General features: G+C 63.1%; 18 protein-coding genes. 15 read left to right on the forward strand and 3 right to left on the reverse strand.

Annotation, left to right across the window (positions count from 1 at the left end; genetic code table 11):
- From AC2FNJ_RS10910 to AC2FNJ_RS10960, 11 genes are all read left to right on the forward strand, one after another.
- A partial coding sequence (locus AC2FNJ_RS10910; protein WP_496764261.1) for an NnrU family protein occupies positions 1–444 on the forward strand: 444 nt, incomplete at its 5' end.
- Positions 445–455: 11 nt separating this feature from the next.
- Positions 456–662 (forward strand): DUF1737 domain-containing protein, encoded by a 207-nt coding sequence (locus AC2FNJ_RS10915; protein WP_496764262.1) that lies wholly within the window; start codon positions 456–458, stop codon positions 660–662.
- Positions 662–1,690 carry a MaoC family dehydratase gene (locus AC2FNJ_RS10920; RefSeq protein WP_496764263.1) on the forward strand — a complete coding sequence of 343 codons (1,029 nt, stop codon included), beginning with the start codon at positions 662–664 and terminating at the stop codon, positions 1,688–1,690. Before AC2FNJ_RS10915 ends, AC2FNJ_RS10920 begins: the two co-directional genes overlap by 1 nt.
- Positions 1,691–1,770: 80 nt before the next feature.
- Positions 1,771–2,433, forward strand: coding sequence for a DUF1194 domain-containing protein (locus AC2FNJ_RS10925; protein ID WP_496764264.1), 663 nt, complete (start codon positions 1,771–1,773; stop codon positions 2,431–2,433).
- 213 nt (positions 2,434–2,646) lie between these two features.
- Positions 2,647–3,033, forward strand: coding sequence for a succinate dehydrogenase, cytochrome b556 subunit (sdhC, locus tag AC2FNJ_RS10930; protein WP_496764265.1), 387 nt, complete (start codon positions 2,647–2,649; stop codon positions 3,031–3,033).
- A 12-nt stretch (positions 3,034–3,045) separates the two neighbouring features.
- The gene (sdhD, locus tag AC2FNJ_RS10935; RefSeq protein WP_496764266.1) at positions 3,046–3,417 is read left to right on the forward strand and encodes a succinate dehydrogenase, hydrophobic membrane anchor protein; all 372 of its coding nucleotides are present in this window, start codon (positions 3,046–3,048) and stop codon (positions 3,415–3,417) included.
- 19 nt (positions 3,418–3,436) lie between these two features.
- Positions 3,437–5,242, forward strand: coding sequence for a succinate dehydrogenase flavoprotein subunit (sdhA, locus tag AC2FNJ_RS10940; RefSeq protein ID WP_496764267.1), 1,806 nt, complete (start codon positions 3,437–3,439; stop codon positions 5,240–5,242).
- A 12-nt stretch (positions 5,243–5,254) separates the two neighbouring features.
- Entirely contained in the window at positions 5,255–6,034 is a 780-nt protein-coding gene (locus AC2FNJ_RS10945; protein ID WP_496764268.1) for a succinate dehydrogenase iron-sulfur subunit, read from the forward strand.
- 175 nt (positions 6,035–6,209) lie between these two features.
- Positions 6,210–6,356, forward strand: a complete 147-nt coding sequence (locus AC2FNJ_RS10950) for a hypothetical protein (protein WP_496764269.1) — start codon at positions 6,210–6,212, stop codon at positions 6,354–6,356.
- Between the two features lie 99 nt (positions 6,357–6,455).
- Positions 6,456–6,647, forward strand: a complete 192-nt coding sequence (locus AC2FNJ_RS10955; protein ID WP_496764270.1) for a hypothetical protein — start codon at positions 6,456–6,458, stop codon at positions 6,645–6,647.
- Positions 6,648–6,738: 91 nt separating this feature from the next.
- Positions 6,739–7,593, forward strand: a complete 855-nt coding sequence (locus AC2FNJ_RS10960; RefSeq protein WP_496764271.1) for an urea carboxylase-associated family protein — start codon at positions 6,739–6,741, stop codon at positions 7,591–7,593.
- A gap of 176 nt (positions 7,594–7,769) precedes the next feature.
- On the opposite strand, the gene deoD is transcribed toward AC2FNJ_RS10960, so the two are convergent.
- From deoD to AC2FNJ_RS10975, 3 genes are all read right to left on the reverse strand, one after another.
- Positions 7,770–8,486, reverse strand: coding sequence for a purine-nucleoside phosphorylase (gene deoD / locus AC2FNJ_RS10965; RefSeq protein WP_496764272.1), 717 nt, complete (start codon positions 8,484–8,486; stop codon positions 7,770–7,772).
- 18 nt (positions 8,487–8,504) lie between these two features.
- Positions 8,505–8,822 (reverse strand): H-NS histone family protein, encoded by a 318-nt coding sequence (locus tag AC2FNJ_RS10970; RefSeq protein ID WP_496764273.1) that lies wholly within the window; start codon positions 8,820–8,822, stop codon positions 8,505–8,507.
- A gap of 104 nt (positions 8,823–8,926) precedes the next feature.
- Entirely contained in the window at positions 8,927–10,909 is a 1,983-nt protein-coding gene (locus AC2FNJ_RS10975; protein ID WP_496764274.1) for a protein meaA, read from the reverse strand.
- 129 nt (positions 10,910–11,038) lie between these two features.
- On the opposite strand from AC2FNJ_RS10975, the gene AC2FNJ_RS10980 reads away from it, so the two are divergent.
- The 4 genes from AC2FNJ_RS10980 (at position 11,039) to AC2FNJ_RS10995 (ending at position 15,643) form a co-directional block, all read left to right on the forward strand.
- Complete coding sequence (locus AC2FNJ_RS10980; RefSeq protein ID WP_496764275.1) at positions 11,039–12,409, forward strand: 1-acyl-sn-glycerol-3-phosphate acyltransferase; 1,371 nt, start codon at positions 11,039–11,041, stop codon at positions 12,407–12,409.
- 137 nt (positions 12,410–12,546) lie between these two features.
- Positions 12,547–13,833, forward strand: coding sequence for a crotonyl-CoA carboxylase/reductase (gene ccrA / locus AC2FNJ_RS10985; protein ID WP_496764276.1), 1,287 nt, complete (start codon positions 12,547–12,549; stop codon positions 13,831–13,833).
- 369 nt (positions 13,834–14,202) lie between these two features.
- Positions 14,203–14,922, forward strand: coding sequence for a helix-turn-helix transcriptional regulator (locus tag AC2FNJ_RS10990; protein ID WP_496764277.1), 720 nt, complete (start codon positions 14,203–14,205; stop codon positions 14,920–14,922).
- Positions 14,923–15,004: 82 nt separating this feature from the next.
- Complete coding sequence (locus AC2FNJ_RS10995; RefSeq protein WP_496764278.1) at positions 15,005–15,643, forward strand: acyl-homoserine-lactone synthase; 639 nt, start codon at positions 15,005–15,007, stop codon at positions 15,641–15,643.
- The last annotated feature ends 36 nt before the right edge of the window (positions 15,644–15,679 follow it).

Genomic DNA, 15,679 nt, shown 5'->3' on the forward strand with positions numbered 1-15,679 from the left:
GTCGCGGGCGCGCTGGCCGTGTCGATCCTGCTGATGATCTTCGGCTATCGCATGACCGACAGCGTCTTTGTCTGGGCGCCGCCCTATTTCCTGATCCACGTCAACAACCTGCTGGTGCTGATCGCCATCTGGATGCTCAGCCCCGCCGGAACCAAGGGCCTGCTTCTCAACCGGATGCGCCACCCGCAACTGACCGGCTTTGCGCTGTGGGCCTTCGCGCACCTGCTGGTGAACGGCGATCTGGCCTCGATCATCCTGTTTGCGGGCCTGCTGGTCTGGGCGCTGGTGGAAATGGTCGTCATCAACCGCGCCGAACCCGACTGGACACCGGGCGAGCCGGGCACGCTGGGCAAGGACGCGATGTTCTTTGCCGTCTCCATCGTTCTGTTCGGCATCATCGGCTATATCCACGGGCTGGTCGGCCCGTCCCCCTTCCCGACGTAAGGAACCGCACCATGTCCACACTCTACCGCCTCCTGACCGAGGAGGACACGTCGGCCTTCTGCCACAAGGTGTCCGAGGCGCTGGCCAAGGGGTGGGAACTGCACGGCTCTCCGGCCTATGCCTTTGACGCCGCCAACGGGGTGATGCGCTGCGCCCAGGCCGTGACCAAGGAGGTCGAGGCGCCATATTCACCCGACATGAAACTGGGACAGCAATGATGGCGAAAACCAATCCGGGCCGGTTCTTCGAAGACTATTCGGTGGGCCAGATCCTGCACCATGCGGTGCCGCGCACAGTGACCGTGGGCGAACGCGCGCTCTATCACGCGCTCTATCCCGCCCGCCACGCGCTCTATTCCTCGGACGAATTCGCGCGCAATTGCGGCCTGCCGCAAAGCCCGATCGACGATCTGGCCGCGTTCCACGTGGTCTTCGGCAAGACCGTGCCGGACATCTCGCTGAATGCCGTGGCCAATCTCGGCTATGCCGAAGGGCGCTGGCTGCGACCGGTCTATCCCGGCGACACGCTGCGCTCGGAATCCGAAGTGATCGGGGTGAAGCAGAACTCCAATGGCAGGACCGGCGTCGTCTGGGTCCGCACCCGCGGCCTGAACCAGCGCGACGAGGTGGTGATCGAATACGTCCGCTGGGTGATGGTGCGCAAATCGGACCTCGACGCGCCCGCGCCCGAGACCGTGGTGCCCGATCTGAAACCGGCGGTGGACCCGCAGGATCTGGTGGTGCCCGAGGGCCTCGATTTCTCGCGCTACGATTTTGTACAATCCGGAGAGTCGCACCGCTGGGATGCGTACGAAACGGGAGAAACGATCGATCACGTCGATGGCGTGACCGTGGAAGAGGCCGAGCACATGCTCGCCACCCGCCTCTGGCAGAACACCGCCAAGGTGCATTTCGACCTCACCTTCCGCCCCGACGGCCGCCTGATCTATGGCGGCCACGTCATCTCGATGGCCCGCGCCCTCTCCTTCAACGGCCTCGCCAACGCGCAGATGATCGTCGGTCTCAACGGCGGCGCCCACGCCAACCCCTGCTTCGCCGGCGACACGATCAAGGCGTGGAGCGAGGTTCTGGACAAGGCCGACACCGCCGCGCCCGGCATCGGCGCCATCCGCCTGCGCCTTGTCGCGACCAAGGGCTCAGAGCCCTTCAAATTAAGGACGGAAGACGGCAAATACCGGCCCGAAGTGCTGCTGGATCTGGACTATTGGGCCTTGATGCCCAAGTGACCCAGGGGACGGATCCGCGCGCCCCGGCGGCCTGACAGTCATTTGATTGCCGGAGGTATTTTTGGTGCTACTCTTGCGTCATGAACCTCTTGCGCTGTCTTGCCTTCAGTGTCGTTCTGGCGCCGCCCGCCGCGGCCTGCGATCTGGCATTGGCGCTGGCCGTCGATGTCTCGGGATCGGTGGACTCCAACGAATTCCGCATCCAGATGGACGGCCTCGCCGCCGGCCTGCGCGACCCGCTGGTTTCCGAAGCCCTGGTGCGCGGACAGTCGAAACTGATGCTGATCCAATGGACCGGCGCATCCCGCCAGCAGGTCACCATCCCCTGGACCACCATCGACAGTTTCGAGGCGCTCGACGCCTTCGCGCATTCGGTGGCCAAGGATACCCGCGTCTGGCGTAACTTTTCCACGGCCATCGGCGAGGCGCTGGAAGCGACGATGGCGAGATTCGCCGAAGTGTCGCACTGCGCCCGTCTGCTGATCGACATTTCCGGCGACGGGGTGTCCAACGAGGGGATAGAACCGAACAGGCTTCACGGCGCCTTGCGCGAACTTGGCATAACGGTCAATGCCATCGCCATCGAGGAGAGCGAACCGGACCTGACCGCGTATTTCTTTGAGAACGTGATCGTGGGCGAGGGGGCGTTCGTGGTGTCGGCGGCCGGGTTTCGCGACTACCCCGAGCGCATTCGCAGAAAATTGCTGCGCGAAGTGACGCGGCAGACCGCATCGCGCAAATGACGGTTCAGATTCGTGATCACAAGCCAGGTCGTTTGATAACGCTCACAAGGGGTTGCGCGCGAAGCCCCTGTGATCACGCAGTTCCGCGCTGTGATCACAAACCTGATTTTTCTGACGCTTTGCACAGTTTTTCCGTCTTTTTTGCACCTGCAGCGCGTGACAGAGTTGGAAAATGCGGTAAAAACTTCCCCAGCCAACCGGAAAGGAGCCACCATGGCCGATGTCAATCGGGGCAATCGCCCGCTTTCACCGCATCTGACGATCTATCGTCCGCAGCTGACGTCCGTCACCTCGATCCTGACCCGCATCACCGGCAACGCGCTGATCGTGGCGGCCCTGCTGATCGTGTGGTGGTTTCTGGCTGCCGCGACCTCGCCCGAGGCCTTCGCCCGCGCCGACTGGTGGATCACCTCGCTGCTGGGCGATCTGGTGATGGCGCTGTCGCTGTGGGGCCTGTGGTATCACATGCTGGCCGGCATCCGTCATCTGATCTGGGACAACGCCATGGGCCTTGACCTTCCGGTTGCGGAAAAACTGGGCTGGGCCGTGGTGATCGGCTCGTTCGTCCTGACCCTCATCACCCTGCTGATCGTCGCATAACGGAGGCCCATGATGCGTTATCTCACCGACCGCAAACGCGCCGTTGGCCTGGGCTCGGCCAAAACGGGAACCGCGCATTTCTGGGCCATGAAGGTCAGTTCGGTGGCGCTGCTGATCCTCGTGCCGCTGTTCGTGTTCACCTTCGGTCCGATGCTCGGAGAGCCGCACGATGCGGTGCTGGAGTACTTTTCCCGTCCGTTCCCGGCCATCGTGACCGCGCTGACGCTGCTTGTCGGTTTCAAGCATTTCGCCGACGGCGCCCAGGTGATGATCGAGGATTACGTGCACGGAACGATGCAGAAGGTTCTGATCATCGGCGTCATCTGCCTTTCCTATGCCGCAGCCGCGACCGGCGTTTTCGCCATCGCGCGCATTGCCCTCTAACGACCGGAGCTGATCGAACATGGCTGCTTACGAATATGAAACCCATGACTATGACGTGGTCGTTGTCGGCGCCGGCGGCGCCGGTCTGCGGGCGACGCTGGGCATGGCCGAACAGGGCCTGCGCACGGCCTGCGTGACCAAGGTTTTCCCGACCCGTTCGCACACCGTGGCGGCACAGGGCGGCATCGCCGCATCGCTGTCGAACATGGGCCCCGACCACTGGCAGTGGCACATGTATGACACCGTCAAGGGTTCGGACTGGCTGGGCGACACAGACGCGATGGAATACCTGGCGCGCGAGGCGCCCAAGGCTGTGTACGAGCTTGAACATTACGGCGTGCCCTTCAGCCGCACCGAGGAAGGCAAGATCTATCAGCGCCCCTTCGGCGGCCACACGACCGAGTTTGGTGAAGGCCCGGCGGTACAACGCACCTGCGCCGCCGCCGACCGGACGGGTCACGCGATCCTGCACACGCTCTATGGCCAGTCGCTGAAGAACAACGCGGAATTCTACATCGAGTATTTCGCGATCGACCTGATCATGTCCGAGGACGGGCAGTGCCAGGGCGTCGTCTGCTGGAAGCTGGACGACGGCACCATGCATGTCTTCAACGCCAAGATGGTGGTGCTGGCCACGGGCGGCTATGGCCGCGCCTATTTCAGCGCGACCTCGGCCCATACCTGCACCGGCGATGGCGGCGGGATGGTGGCCCGCGCGGGTCTGCCGCTGCAGGACATGGAATTCGTGCAGTTCCACCCGACCGGCATCTACGGCTCGGGCTGCCTGATCACCGAAGGCGCGCGCGGCGAGGGCGGATACCTGACCAACTCGGAAGGCGAGCGGTTCATGGAGCGCTACGCGCCCCAGTACAAGGATCTGGCCCCGCGCGATTACGTCTCGCGTTCGATGACCATGGAGATCCGCGAAGGGCGCGGCCATGGTGAAGAAGGCGATCATATCCACCTGAACCTCAGCCATCTGCCACCCGAAGCCCTGGCCGAGCGTCTGCCGGGCATCTCGGAATCGGCGCGGGTCTTTGCGGGCGTGGACGTGACCAAGGAACCGATCCCGGTTCTGCCGACCGTTCACTACAACATGGGCGGCATCCCGACCAACTATTGGGGCGAGGTGCTCAACCCCACCGCCGACAACCCCAACGCCGTGGTGCCGGGCCTGATGGCCGTGGGCGAGGCCGGCTGTGCCTCGGTACACGGGGCCAACCGTCTGGGCTCGAACTCGCTGATCGACCTGGTGGTGTTCGGCCGCGCCGCCGCGATCCGCGCGGGCAAGGTCGTGGACCCCGCGGCGCCGAACCCCGAGCTGAACAAGGCATCGGTGGACAAGGCGCTGGACCGGTTCGATGCGCTGCGCAATGCCAGCGGATCGGTGCCGACCGCCGATCTTCGGCTTGAGATGCAGAAGACCATGCAGGACGACGCCGCCGTTTTCCGCACCGCCGAAACGCTGGCCCAGGGCGTCGGGAAAATGACCGCGATCGCGGCCAAGATGGACGATCTGAAGGTCTCGGACCGCTCGCTGGTCTGGAACAGCGACCTGATGGAAACCCTGGAACTGACCAACCTGATGCCGAACGCCCTGGCCACCATCGTGGGGGCCGAGGCGCGCAAGGAATCCCGCGGCGCCCACGCGCACGAGGATTTCCCCGAGCGCGACGACGACAACTGGCGGGTGCATACCGTGGCCCGCGTCGATGGCAACAAGGTCGAACTCAGCTACCGCCCGGTGATCACCGACCCGCTGACAACCGAAGAGCAGGGCGGCATCAGCCTTGCAAAGATCGCGCCCAAGGCGCGGACCTTCTAAGGAGAGGAACCCATGGTCCAACTGACCCTCCCGAAGAATTCGCGCATCACCACGGGCAAGACCTGGCCCAAACCCGACGGCGCGACCAACATCCGCAAATTCCAGATCTACCGCTGGAACCCGGAAGACGGGCAGAACCCGCGCGTGGACACCTATTTCGTCGACATGGACACCTGCGGCCCGATGGTTCTGGACGCGCTGATCAAGATCAAGAACGAGATCGACCCGACCCTGACCTTCCGCCGGTCCTGCCGCGAAGGCATCTGCGGATCCTGCGCGATGAACATCGACGGGATCAACACGCTGGCCTGCATCTACGGCATGGACGAGATCAAGGGCGACGTGAAGATCTATCCGCTGCCGCACATGCCGGTGGTCAAGGATCTGATCCCGGACCTGACCCATTTCTATGCCCAGCATGCGAGCATCATGCCCTGGCTGGAAACCAAGACCAACCGACCGGCCACGGAATGGAAGCAGTCGATCGAGGACCGCAAGAAGCTGGACGGATTGTATGAATGCGTGATGTGCGCCAGCTGTTCCACCGCCTGCCCCAGCTACTGGTGGAACGGCGACCGGTATCTGGGCCCCGCCGCGCTGCTGCATGCCTATCGCTGGATCATCGACAGCCGCGACGAGGCCACCGGCGAGCGTCTGGACCAGCTTGAGGATCCGTTCAAGCTCTATCGCTGCCACACGATCATGAACTGCACCAAGACCTGTCCCAAGGGTCTGAACCCGGCCAAGGCCATTGCCGAGATCAAGAAGATGATGGTCGAACGCACGGTTTGACGCCTGCAGACCGCACATGCCACCCGGGTCGCAACCGACCCGGGTTTTTTTGTCGGGTCGCCAGTCTCATGCACGGGGCGCATGTCCAGATTGCAAAAGGATCGGGTGAAATCCGGCGCGTCCGGTTCTAGCTTCCTGGCAGGGAGGGATCGAACGCCAGAATCGGGTGACGCTCATGCAATCCGCTGACAGGAAACAGAAAATCTCGGCCGCCGAGGCCCTGAAACTGCTTGAACAGGCTTGGGCCTACTACTTGCCGGAACCCAAGCCTTCCGCCGCCGGGCGCGAACCCGGGCTGTTCGACTACGCGAACGCAGCCTAGCGACTCGGCCCCCGATGACCGGTGTTCCACGATCGGACCCTCGGGTGTGGAACACCGGAAACGCTTGCACTCGACGGTGGCGCCGGCACATCCTCGGCTATGCCCGCCCTGATCCTGATCCTCGCAATCGGTGTCTTTGCCTATTTCGCCTGGCGCGCCCGGACCGGATCGCGGACCCGCGAATGCCGCTGGCGCCAGCACAAGGCCGAGGGCTGCTGGACCTGCGCCTATTGCGGTGCGCGTAGGGAGGGAGCCGACGCGCCGCGGCGTTGCCTGCGGTCGCAGACCTGAGAACCGGGTTGTGACCGGTGCGCGAACGCCGGCCTCTTTCCCTGCCGGGCAATCGGTGCCAATCTGCGCGCAGATGCCACAGAGACCGACCATGACCACCAGACATCCGCCCCAAGATGCCGCCGCGCGCCGCGCGGCCGCCCCGGTTATCTGCTATCCCACGGATACGCTGCCCAAGCCCGATCTGGCGTTGCTGGGCGCGGCGCGGCAGACCGTCACCAAGACCGGTGAGGTTCTGGTCCCGCCGCGCGACGCGCGGTGTTTCGAGGTGCCGGCCGGGCATTTCTTTCGCATCACCTCGGTCGAAGGCCCGCAGGTGGGCGATCTGAACCTGTGGAACCTGAACGATCTGTCAGAACGGTTCTACTCGGGCAAGACGCGCGCCTTGCACGGAACCCACGTCACGACCGGCGACCGCCTGTGGTCCAGCTTTCCCCATCTGCGGCCAATGGCAACCATCGTCGAGGACACGCTGGACTGGTATGGCATCGACCCGTTCGGCGGGTCCGTGCATGACGTGATCGGCACCCGGTGCGATCCCTATACCGTCAACCTGCTGGCCGGGACGCAGTACCACCAGTGTTGCCATTCGAACCTGACCCGTGCGCTGGCGGACCGGCTTGAAATGCCAACGGCCGAGGCCGAATCGTACGTGCATGACGTGCTCAACGTCTTCATGTGTACGGGCTTCACGCGCGATACCGGGCAGTATTTCATGAAAGCTTCGCCGGTGCGCCCGGGAGACTTCCTCGAATTCTTCGCCGAGATCGATCTTCTGGGCAATCTCAGCGCATGCCCGGGCGGCGACTGCTCCTCCGAGCATTCGTCGGACGTGGCCGCCTGTTTTCCTCTATTGGTAGAAGTATTTGCACCGAAAGGCCGTGCGCTGGAAGGCTGGAAACGTCCCGAGCCGAACGGCTACGATCGCAGCCATGGCAGAAAATAGGGGCGCTGCCCCTCTTGCCCTTCGGGCAATTCACCCCGGGGTATTTCGGACCAGAAAGAAGCCGGGGTTTCGCTTTCCTGCTTCTTTCTGGTTTCAAATACCCCAGGGAGTTTGAGGGACAGCGTCCCTCAACAGAAAATTGATAATGCGCGCCGAAGGCGCTCGAATGGAATGGATTATCCGGCCGTATCCGGAAACGCGGTGTGCAGGGCGATCTCGACCATGTCGCCAAAGCTTTTTTCTCGGTCCTGCGGGGTCAAAGCGGCACCGGTCAGCAGGTGGTCGGACACGGTCAGTATCGCCAGGGCACGGCATTTGTGGCGGGCCGCAAGGATGTAGAGCTCGGCTGCCTCCATCTCGACCCCGAGGATGCCGTGGCGCACCATCTGCTCGTTGAGGTCGGGGCGTTCGTCATAGAAGACATCCGACGAATAGATCCCGCCGACATGCGTCGGCGAACCTTTGGCCTCCGCGGCGCGCGCCGCCGATTGCAGCAGGCTCCAGTCGGCGCAGGGGGCGAAGTTGAGTTCCCGCAGGATGCCACGGGATGGCGTGCTGAGTGTGGTCGATGTCATCGCCAGGATGATATCGCGCAGTTTCACGCTGTCCTGCATCGCGCCGCAGGAGCCGATGCGGATCAAGGTATTCACCCCGAAGTCCCGGATCAGCTCGTTGACGTAGATGGAAAGCGAGGGCATGCCCATTCCGCTTCCCTGAATGCTGACCCTGTTGCCGTTCCAGAAGCCGGTAAAGCCCAGCATGCCGCGAACATCGTTGACCTGCCGGATGTCGGTCAGAAAGGTCTCTGCCGCCCATTTGGCCCGATAGGGATCGCCGGGCAGCAGTACGGTTTCCGCATAGTCGCCCTTGCTTGCGCCGATGTGAATTGTCATCCCGTGCCGTCGCCCCGGTCAGATTTCCAGGTCGGAGATGTCGGCGCCGGCCTTGAGCGCATCGTGGATCCATTGCGGTTTGCGGCCGCGTCCGGTCCAGGTTTGTTCGGGATTGGCCGGGTTGCGGTATTTGGCCCTGGCCTTGGCGCCTTTGCCGCCGCGCCGGGTTTCGCCCGACAGTTCGGACAAGGAAAAACCGTATTGCGCGGCCGCCCGTTCCGCCGCTTCCAATGCTTCCCGGCGTTCCTTCTGCTCGGCTTCTTTCAGGGCAATTTCGATTTTGTCGCGCAATTCCGTCAATTCCTTGCGCGACATCTTTTTCAGGTCGATTGCCATAAGGTCTCCGTTTCGGCGCAGGCCGATCATCGTGGTGAGTGGTGCCCCACGTACATACGGAGTTTCTTTTTTTCCGGCCAGCAAAATTTGCGGGGAAAAGAAATCTATTCCGCCGCAATTTCGCGCGTTTCCACAAGAGCGACCAAATCGCCTATTATGGCGTTCAATTCGAAATTCTTTGGCGTATAGACTTTCGCGACCCCGAAGGATTTCAGTTTCTCCGCGTCTTCGTCCGGAATGATTCCGCCGACGACGACGGGGATGTGACCCAGGCCGGCGGCGCGCAGGCGCTGCATGACCTCCTCGACCAGCGGAATGTGGCTGCCCGACAGGATCGACAGCCCGATCACATGCGCCTGTTCCTCGAGCGCCGAGGCGACGATTTCCTCGGGCGTCAGGCGGATGCCGTCATAGGTGATGTCCATGCCGCAATCGCGGGCGCGGAAGGCGATCTGTTCGGCTCCGTTGGAATGGCCGTCGAGCCCCGGCTTGCCGACCAGGAACTTCAGGCGGCGACCCAGCCGGTCGCTGACCGCGTCCACCGCGGCGCGCAGATCGTCCAGACCTTCGGTCTTGTTCGATACCGAGCCGGACACGCCGGTCGGACCGCGATAGGTGCCATAGGCCTTGCGCATTTCCTCGGCCCATTCGCCGGTGGTCACCCCGGCCTTGGCCGCGGCAATGGAAGCCTCCATGATGTTGGCGCCGGACTGGGCCGCCTCCCGCAGCCCGGCCAAAGCCGCCGCCACGGCCGCATCGTCGCGCTGCGCGCGCCAGTCGTTCAGGCGGGCGATCTGTTCCTGCTCGACCGCCGGATCGACGACCATGATGCCGCCATCGCCGGTCTGCAGGGGCGAAGCTTCGCCTTCGGTCCATTTGTTCACGCCGACCACGATGGTTTCGTTGCGCTCGATCCGGTTGAGGCGTTCGGCATTGGAGTCCACCAGCCGCGACTTCATGTAGTCGATCGCCGCGACCGCTCCGCCCATCGAGTCCAGATTGGCCAGCTCGGCCCGGGCGCCCTGCTTCAGTTCCTCGACCTTCGCGTCCACCACCGGGTTGCCGTCGAACAGGTCGTCGTGTTCCAGCAGGTCGGTCTCATAGGCCAGGATCTGCTGCATCCGCATCGACCATTGCTGATCCCACGGGCGCGGCAGGCCCAAGGCCTCGTTCCAGGCCGGCAGTTGCACCGCCCGGGCGCGCGCCTTTTTTGACAGGGTCACGGCCAGCATCTCGATCAGGATGCGGTAGACGTTGTTTTCCGGCTGCTGCTCGGTCAGACCCAGCGAGTTGACCTGAACGCCATAACGGAATCGGCGGAACTTGGGGTTATCGACCCCATAGCGTTGTTGCAGGATTTCGTCCCAAAGATCGACAAAGGCCCGCATCTTGCACATTTCGGTGACAAAGCGGATGCCCGCATTCACGAAAAACGAGATGCGCCCGCAGAGCGCCGGAAAGTCCTCGGCCGGGACGCGGGGGCGAAGCTCGTCCAGCACGGCGATGGCGGTGGCCAGCGCATAGGCCAGCTCCTGCTCGGGCGTCGCGCCGGCCTCTTGCAGGTGGTAGGAACACACGTTCATCGGGTTCCATTTCGGCACGTTCGAGTAGCAGTACTCGGCCACGTCGGCGATCATTTTCAGCGAAGGCTTGGGCGGGCAGACATAGGTGCCGCGGCTCAGGTATTCCTTGATCAGGTCGTTCTGCACCGTGCCCTGCAGCCTGGACACGTCGGCGCCCTGTTCCTCGGCCACCGCGATGTAGAGCGCCAGCAACCAAGGGGCGGTGGCGTTGATCGTCATCGACGTGTTCATCTGTTCCAGCGGGATCTGGTCGAACAGCACCCGCATGTCGCCCAGATGGCAGATCGGCACGCCCACCTTGCCGACTTCGCCGCGCGCCAGCGTGTGGTCGCTGTCATAGCCGGTCTGGGTCGGCAGGTCGAAGGCCACGGAAAGGCCCGTCTGACCCTTGGCCAGATTGCTGCGATACAGCTCGTTCGAGGCTTTGGCGGTCGAATGTCCGGCATAGGTCCGGATGAGCCAGGGGCGATCTTTCTGCGTCTGCGTCATGACATGGCCTCGCACTAGGTGGGCAATAATATTTCACAATAGCGTTCTAAATCGCAATTTTCGGGATATGTCAATTCGCTGCGTTGCGGCATCGCGGGTTTTCTTGCGATTGTGACGTGGCGCGATTGGTGGCAGGGTGCAGCAATGACGCGAACGGTGGAACTCCCGCTTTGGTTATTCGTGCTGATCCTGCTGTTCGCGGCGGTCACCTTTGCCTCGCATTTCCTGTTTCCCTCGGTGCGTTGGTTCTTTCGACGACGGCTCGAACGGGCGGTGGCGCGGCTCAACATGAAGCTGCAGCGCCCGATCCAGCCGTTCAAGCTGGCCCGCCGTCACGACATGATCCAGCAACTGATCTATGACCCGCAGGTGGGCCGCGCGGTGCAGCAGCACGCCAGGGAAACCGGCATGCCCGAGGCCGTGGCCTTTGAAACCGCGCGCAGGTACGCGCGGGAAATCGTGCCGTCCTTTTCCGCCTTCACCTATTTCAGCTTTGCCATCCGGGCCGCGCGGCTGCTGAGCAACGCGTTCTACGATGTGCGGCTGAGCTACGAGGACCAGAAGGCCATCGCCGAGATCGACCCGGACGCGACGGTCGTCTTTGTCATGAACCACCGCAGCAACATGGACTATGTGCTCGTCACCTATCTGGCGGCCGAACAGTCCGCCCTGTCCTATGCGGTCGGCGAATGGGCGCGGGTCTGGCCGCTCAGCCGCCTGATCCGCGCGATGGGCGCCTATTTCATCCGCCGCAAGTCCGGCAGCGATCTCTATCGGCAGGTTCTGGCCTCGTATGTGCGCCACGCGACTGAAGCCGGCGTGACCCAGGCCATGTTTCCCGAGGGCGGGCTCAGCCTGACCGGGGGATTGGGGCGGCCAAAGCTGGGTCTGCTGAAATACATCATCGACAGCGTGGAGCAGGGCGACAAGGACGTGGTGTTCGTGCCGGTCGCCCTGAACTATGACCGGGTGCTGGAGGATACGATCCTCACCTCGGCCGCCAAGGCCAACGGCCGGCGGTTCGAGGCGCGGATCGGCGTGGTATCTCGGTGGTTTCTGCGGCAGATCTGGCGGCGGGTGATCGGCAAGTACCAGCGGTTCGGCCTGGCCTCGGTGCGCTATGGCCTGCCCCTGTCGCTGCGGGCCTTCGGCGCGGATGGGTCGAAGGACATGACGACGGATCTGGCGCGCGAGCTGATGGCCCGTATCGGCCGGGCGGTGCCGCTTGTCCCCGGACCCCTGGCCTGCTGGCTGTTGCTGAAGAACGGCGGCATGCCCGAGGCGGAACTGACGGCGGCCGTCGCCGACGTTATGGCGGCGCGGGGCATGACGGCGCGGGACGAAGGCGAGGCCATCGCATTCGCGGTGCGCCAACTGGTCGAACGGCGCATCCTGCTGCGCCAGAACGGCGTGCTGGTGCCATCGGTCGACCGGCGCGATCTGGCCGAGTTCTATGCCCGCTCGGTTGCACATCTTTTCGGAGGGGGGGGACGGGATGCTGCGGCAGCAAAGTAGATTTCTGCACTCGCTGGGTTATAAAATTTCAAAAACCGGTCGAAAATCTATTGCATTGTTGCTCGGCGGCGAATATCTCATCCGATGAGATCCGCGATTCTGCATTGCGGCAAGAGCTTTGAACGAAGGAGGCCAGCATGGCTTTGGATACGGACAGCGGCATAGCGTCTTACGAAGCGCCCGAAAAAGACCTCTACGAGATGGGGGAAATCCCGCCGATGGGCTATGTGCCCAAGCAGATGTACGCTTGGGCGATCCGCAAGGAACGCCATGGCGAACCCGACACCGCGATGCAGCAGGAAGTCGTCGATGTCCCGCAGTTGGACAGCCACGAGGTGCTGGTCCTGGTGATGGCGGCGGGCGTCAACTACAACGGCGTCTGGGCGTCGCTGGGCAAACCGATCAGCCCCTTCGACGGGCACAAGGCCCCGTATCACATCGCCGGGTCCGATGCCTCGGGCATCGTCTGGGCCGTGGGCGACAAGGTGAAGCGCTGGAAAGTCGGCGATGAGGTCGTGATCCACTGCAACCAGGATGATGGCGACGACGAGCACTGCAATGGCGGCGATCCGATGTATTCGCCCAGCCAGCGCATCTGGGGTTACGAGACGCCGGACGGCTCGTTTGCCCAGTTCACCAACGTGCAGGCGCAACAGCTGATGCCGCGCCCCAAGCACCTGACCTGGGAAGAAAGCGCCTGCTACACGCTGACGCTGGCCACTGCCTATCGGATGCTGTTCGGGCATGAACCGCATGACCTGAAGCCGGGCCAGAACGTCCTGGTCTGGGGCGCGTCGGGCGGTCTGGGATCCTATGCGATCCAGTTGATCAACACGGCGGGCGCCAACGCCATCGGCGTGATCTCGGACGAAAGCAAGCGCGATTTCGTCATGGGTCTGGGCGCCAAGGGCGTCATCAACCGCAAGGACTTCAACTGTTGGGGTCAGTTGCCCACGGTCAACACGCCGGAATATGCCGAGTGGTTCAAGGAAGCCCGCAAGTTCGGCAAGGCGATCTGGGACATCACCGGCAAGGGCGTGAATGTCGACATGGTGTTCGAACATCCGGGCGAAAGCACGTTCCCGGTCTCGACCTTCGTGGTCAAGAAGGGCGGCATGGTGGTGATCTGCGCCGGGACCACCGGGTACAACCTGACCTTCGACGTGCGTTACATGTGGATGCACCAGAAACGTCTGCAGGGCTCGCACTTTGCGCATCTCAAACAGGCGTCGGCCGCCAACCAGCTGATGATCGAGCGTCGCCTGGATCCGTGCATGTCCGAAGTGTTCTCGTGGTCCGACCTGCCCGAGGCGCACATGAAGATGATGCGCAACGAGCACAAGCCGGGCAACATGTCGGTTCTGGTGCAGTCCCCGCGCACGGGCCTGCGCACGCTCGAAGAGGTTCTGGAAGCGCGCGGCTGAGCCGGGCGGATTTCAACGCACAAGGCAAGACCCGCGAATCACGACGGTGGTTCGCGGGTCTTTGCGTCCGAGAATCCACCCTGAGCGGTTTCAATCGCTTAGCGCCGGCGGCCTCGCTGTTTTTGGGGAGTGGAAACCGGCGAGTATTCTCAACAAATGGCCACATGCTATGGTTGTATTAACCCTTCGTTAACCGTTTCGGAGAGAGGCTGATGCCACATAACGAGTGGATACTGGACGTTCTCTCGGACCTTAAAACCTTCGCCTCGGCGAATGGGCTGAGGACGCTGGCCGAACAGCTTGACGATGCCAGGCTGATCGCCGCGGCCGAGATCGCGTCCAAGAACGAAGAGGCGAAGACGCCCGCGAATGGGAACGAAGGTCGATTTGAACCATATCCTCGAGGCATTGGAAGACAGCAGCACGCTTGAGGATCTCGAAAGGGTTGCCATCTCGCTCAGGGACATTCTGGGCATCGATCACATAATCTATCACTGGGTTGACAGCGCGGGCGACCAATACGGGTGCACCACCTATCCCGATGCCTGGGCGGAACGCTATCTCGACCGCAACTATCACCGCATCGACCCGGTCATTCTGGGGTGTTTTCAGCGTTTCCATCCCGTGGACTGGAAAAAGCTGGACTGGTCCGGCAGGGCCGCAAAGGCGTTCCTCAAGGACGCCCTCCAGCACGGGGTGGGCAATCAGGGCTATTCGATCCCGATTCGCGGCCCGAACGGGCAATTCGCCCTGTTCACCGCCAATCACGCCTGCGACGACGAAACCTGGGCCGGTTTCACCCAGACCTACGGGCGCGACCTGATCCTGATTGCGCATTTCTTCAACCGCAAGGCGCTGGAGTTTGAATCCGGACGCCAGCCCGAGGTGAGCCGGACCCTCTCGCCACGGGAAATAGATGCGATGACGCTGCTTGCGCTCGGCTACAGCCGGGCGCAGGTCGCGCATTCGCTGTCGATCTCGGAACATACGCTCCGGGTCTATATCGAAAGCGCGCGGTTCAAGCTCGGCGCGCTCAACACCACCCACGCCATCGCCACCGCGATGAGCCGCGGATTAATCGTGGTTTAACGCCCGAACGGCCCGCTGACCGGAAATTAACCATCGCTCCGTACCCCCTTTGTTCCAGTTTGGACGACGAGGGGACCACACCATGCTGCGCTATGTCTATGCGGACGAATTGCACAAATACCCGAAACTTGCCGACGGGATGTTCCGGGACCGGGCCGACCAGTTCAAGACCCGGCTGGGCTGGGATGTGCAGGTCAATGCCAAGGGGGAGGAACGGGACAAGTACGACGATCTGAACCCGCTCTACGTGATCTGGCAGGAAGAGGATGGCAGCCATGGCGGTTCCATGCGCATCCTGCCGACCACCGGGCCGGTGATGATCAACGAGGTATTCGGGCATCTGACCGGCGGCGCGCCGATCCGCAGCCCCCTGATCTGGGAAGTCACCCGGTTCTGCCTGTCCCGCAATGCAAGCCCCCGAATCGCCGGGGCGATCATGCTGAGCGGGGGCGAGGTGATGGAGGGGTTCGGGCTGACCCATATCGCCGGCGTGTTCGATGCCCGCATGGTGCGCATCTACCGCCTGATCGGGTCGTCGCCCGAGATCCTCGGGTCGCAGGGCACGGGCCGTGACCAGATCTCGGTCGGGCTGTGGCCCTATTCCCCGGCGGATTGCGCGCGGGTGGCGGAACGGGCGGGCATCCCGCGCGAACTGTCGCGGATGTGGTTCAATGCCGCGTTCGGCAAGGCCGCGCGTCCCCGCTTCGCGCGCAGCGCGTGAGGCGGACGAAAAGGTGAAGGGGCATCTGGCGACCGG

This window comes from Ruegeria sp. BHSB196 (assembly GCF_059613135.1).

Bases quoted from the DNA above. Each gene is read 5' to 3' on its own strand.
- AC2FNJ_RS10950 (WP_496764269.1), top strand. From the start codon at position 6,210: ATGCAATCCGCTGACAGGAAACAGAAAATCTCGGCCGCCGAGGCCCTG.
- AC2FNJ_RS10980 (WP_496764275.1), top strand. From the start codon at position 11,039: ATGACGCGAACGGTGGAACTCCCGCTTTGGTTATTCGTGCTGATCCTG.
- sdhD (WP_496764266.1), top strand. From the start codon at position 3,046: ATGCGTTATCTCACCGACCGCAAACGCGCCGTTGGCCTGGGCTCGGCC.
- ccrA (WP_496764276.1), top strand. From the start codon at position 12,547: ATGGCTTTGGATACGGACAGCGGCATAGCGTCTTACGAAGCGCCCGAA.
- AC2FNJ_RS10970 (WP_496764273.1), bottom strand. From the start codon at position 8,822: ATGGCAATCGACCTGAAAAAGATGTCGCGCAAGGAATTGACGGAATTG.
- AC2FNJ_RS10960 (WP_496764271.1), top strand. From the start codon at position 6,739: ATGACCACCAGACATCCGCCCCAAGATGCCGCCGCGCGCCGCGCGGCC.
- AC2FNJ_RS10925 (WP_496764264.1), top strand. From the start codon at position 1,771: ATGAACCTCTTGCGCTGTCTTGCCTTCAGTGTCGTTCTGGCGCCGCCC.
- AC2FNJ_RS10955 (WP_496764270.1), top strand. From the start codon at position 6,456: ATGCCCGCCCTGATCCTGATCCTCGCAATCGGTGTCTTTGCCTATTTC.
- AC2FNJ_RS10995 (WP_496764278.1), top strand. From the start codon at position 15,005: ATGCTGCGCTATGTCTATGCGGACGAATTGCACAAATACCCGAAACTT.
- AC2FNJ_RS10915 (WP_496764262.1), top strand. From the start codon at position 456: ATGTCCACACTCTACCGCCTCCTGACCGAGGAGGACACGTCGGCCTTC.
- deoD (WP_496764272.1), bottom strand. From the start codon at position 8,486: ATGACAATTCACATCGGCGCAAGCAAGGGCGACTATGCGGAAACCGTA.
- AC2FNJ_RS10920 (WP_496764263.1), top strand. From the start codon at position 662: ATGGCGAAAACCAATCCGGGCCGGTTCTTCGAAGACTATTCGGTGGGC.
- sdhA (WP_496764267.1), top strand. From the start codon at position 3,437: ATGGCTGCTTACGAATATGAAACCCATGACTATGACGTGGTCGTTGTC.
- AC2FNJ_RS10945 (WP_496764268.1), top strand. From the start codon at position 5,255: ATGGTCCAACTGACCCTCCCGAAGAATTCGCGCATCACCACGGGCAAG.
- AC2FNJ_RS10990 (WP_496764277.1), top strand. From the start codon at position 14,203: ATGGGAACGAAGGTCGATTTGAACCATATCCTCGAGGCATTGGAAGAC.
- sdhC (WP_496764265.1), top strand. From the start codon at position 2,647: ATGGCCGATGTCAATCGGGGCAATCGCCCGCTTTCACCGCATCTGACG.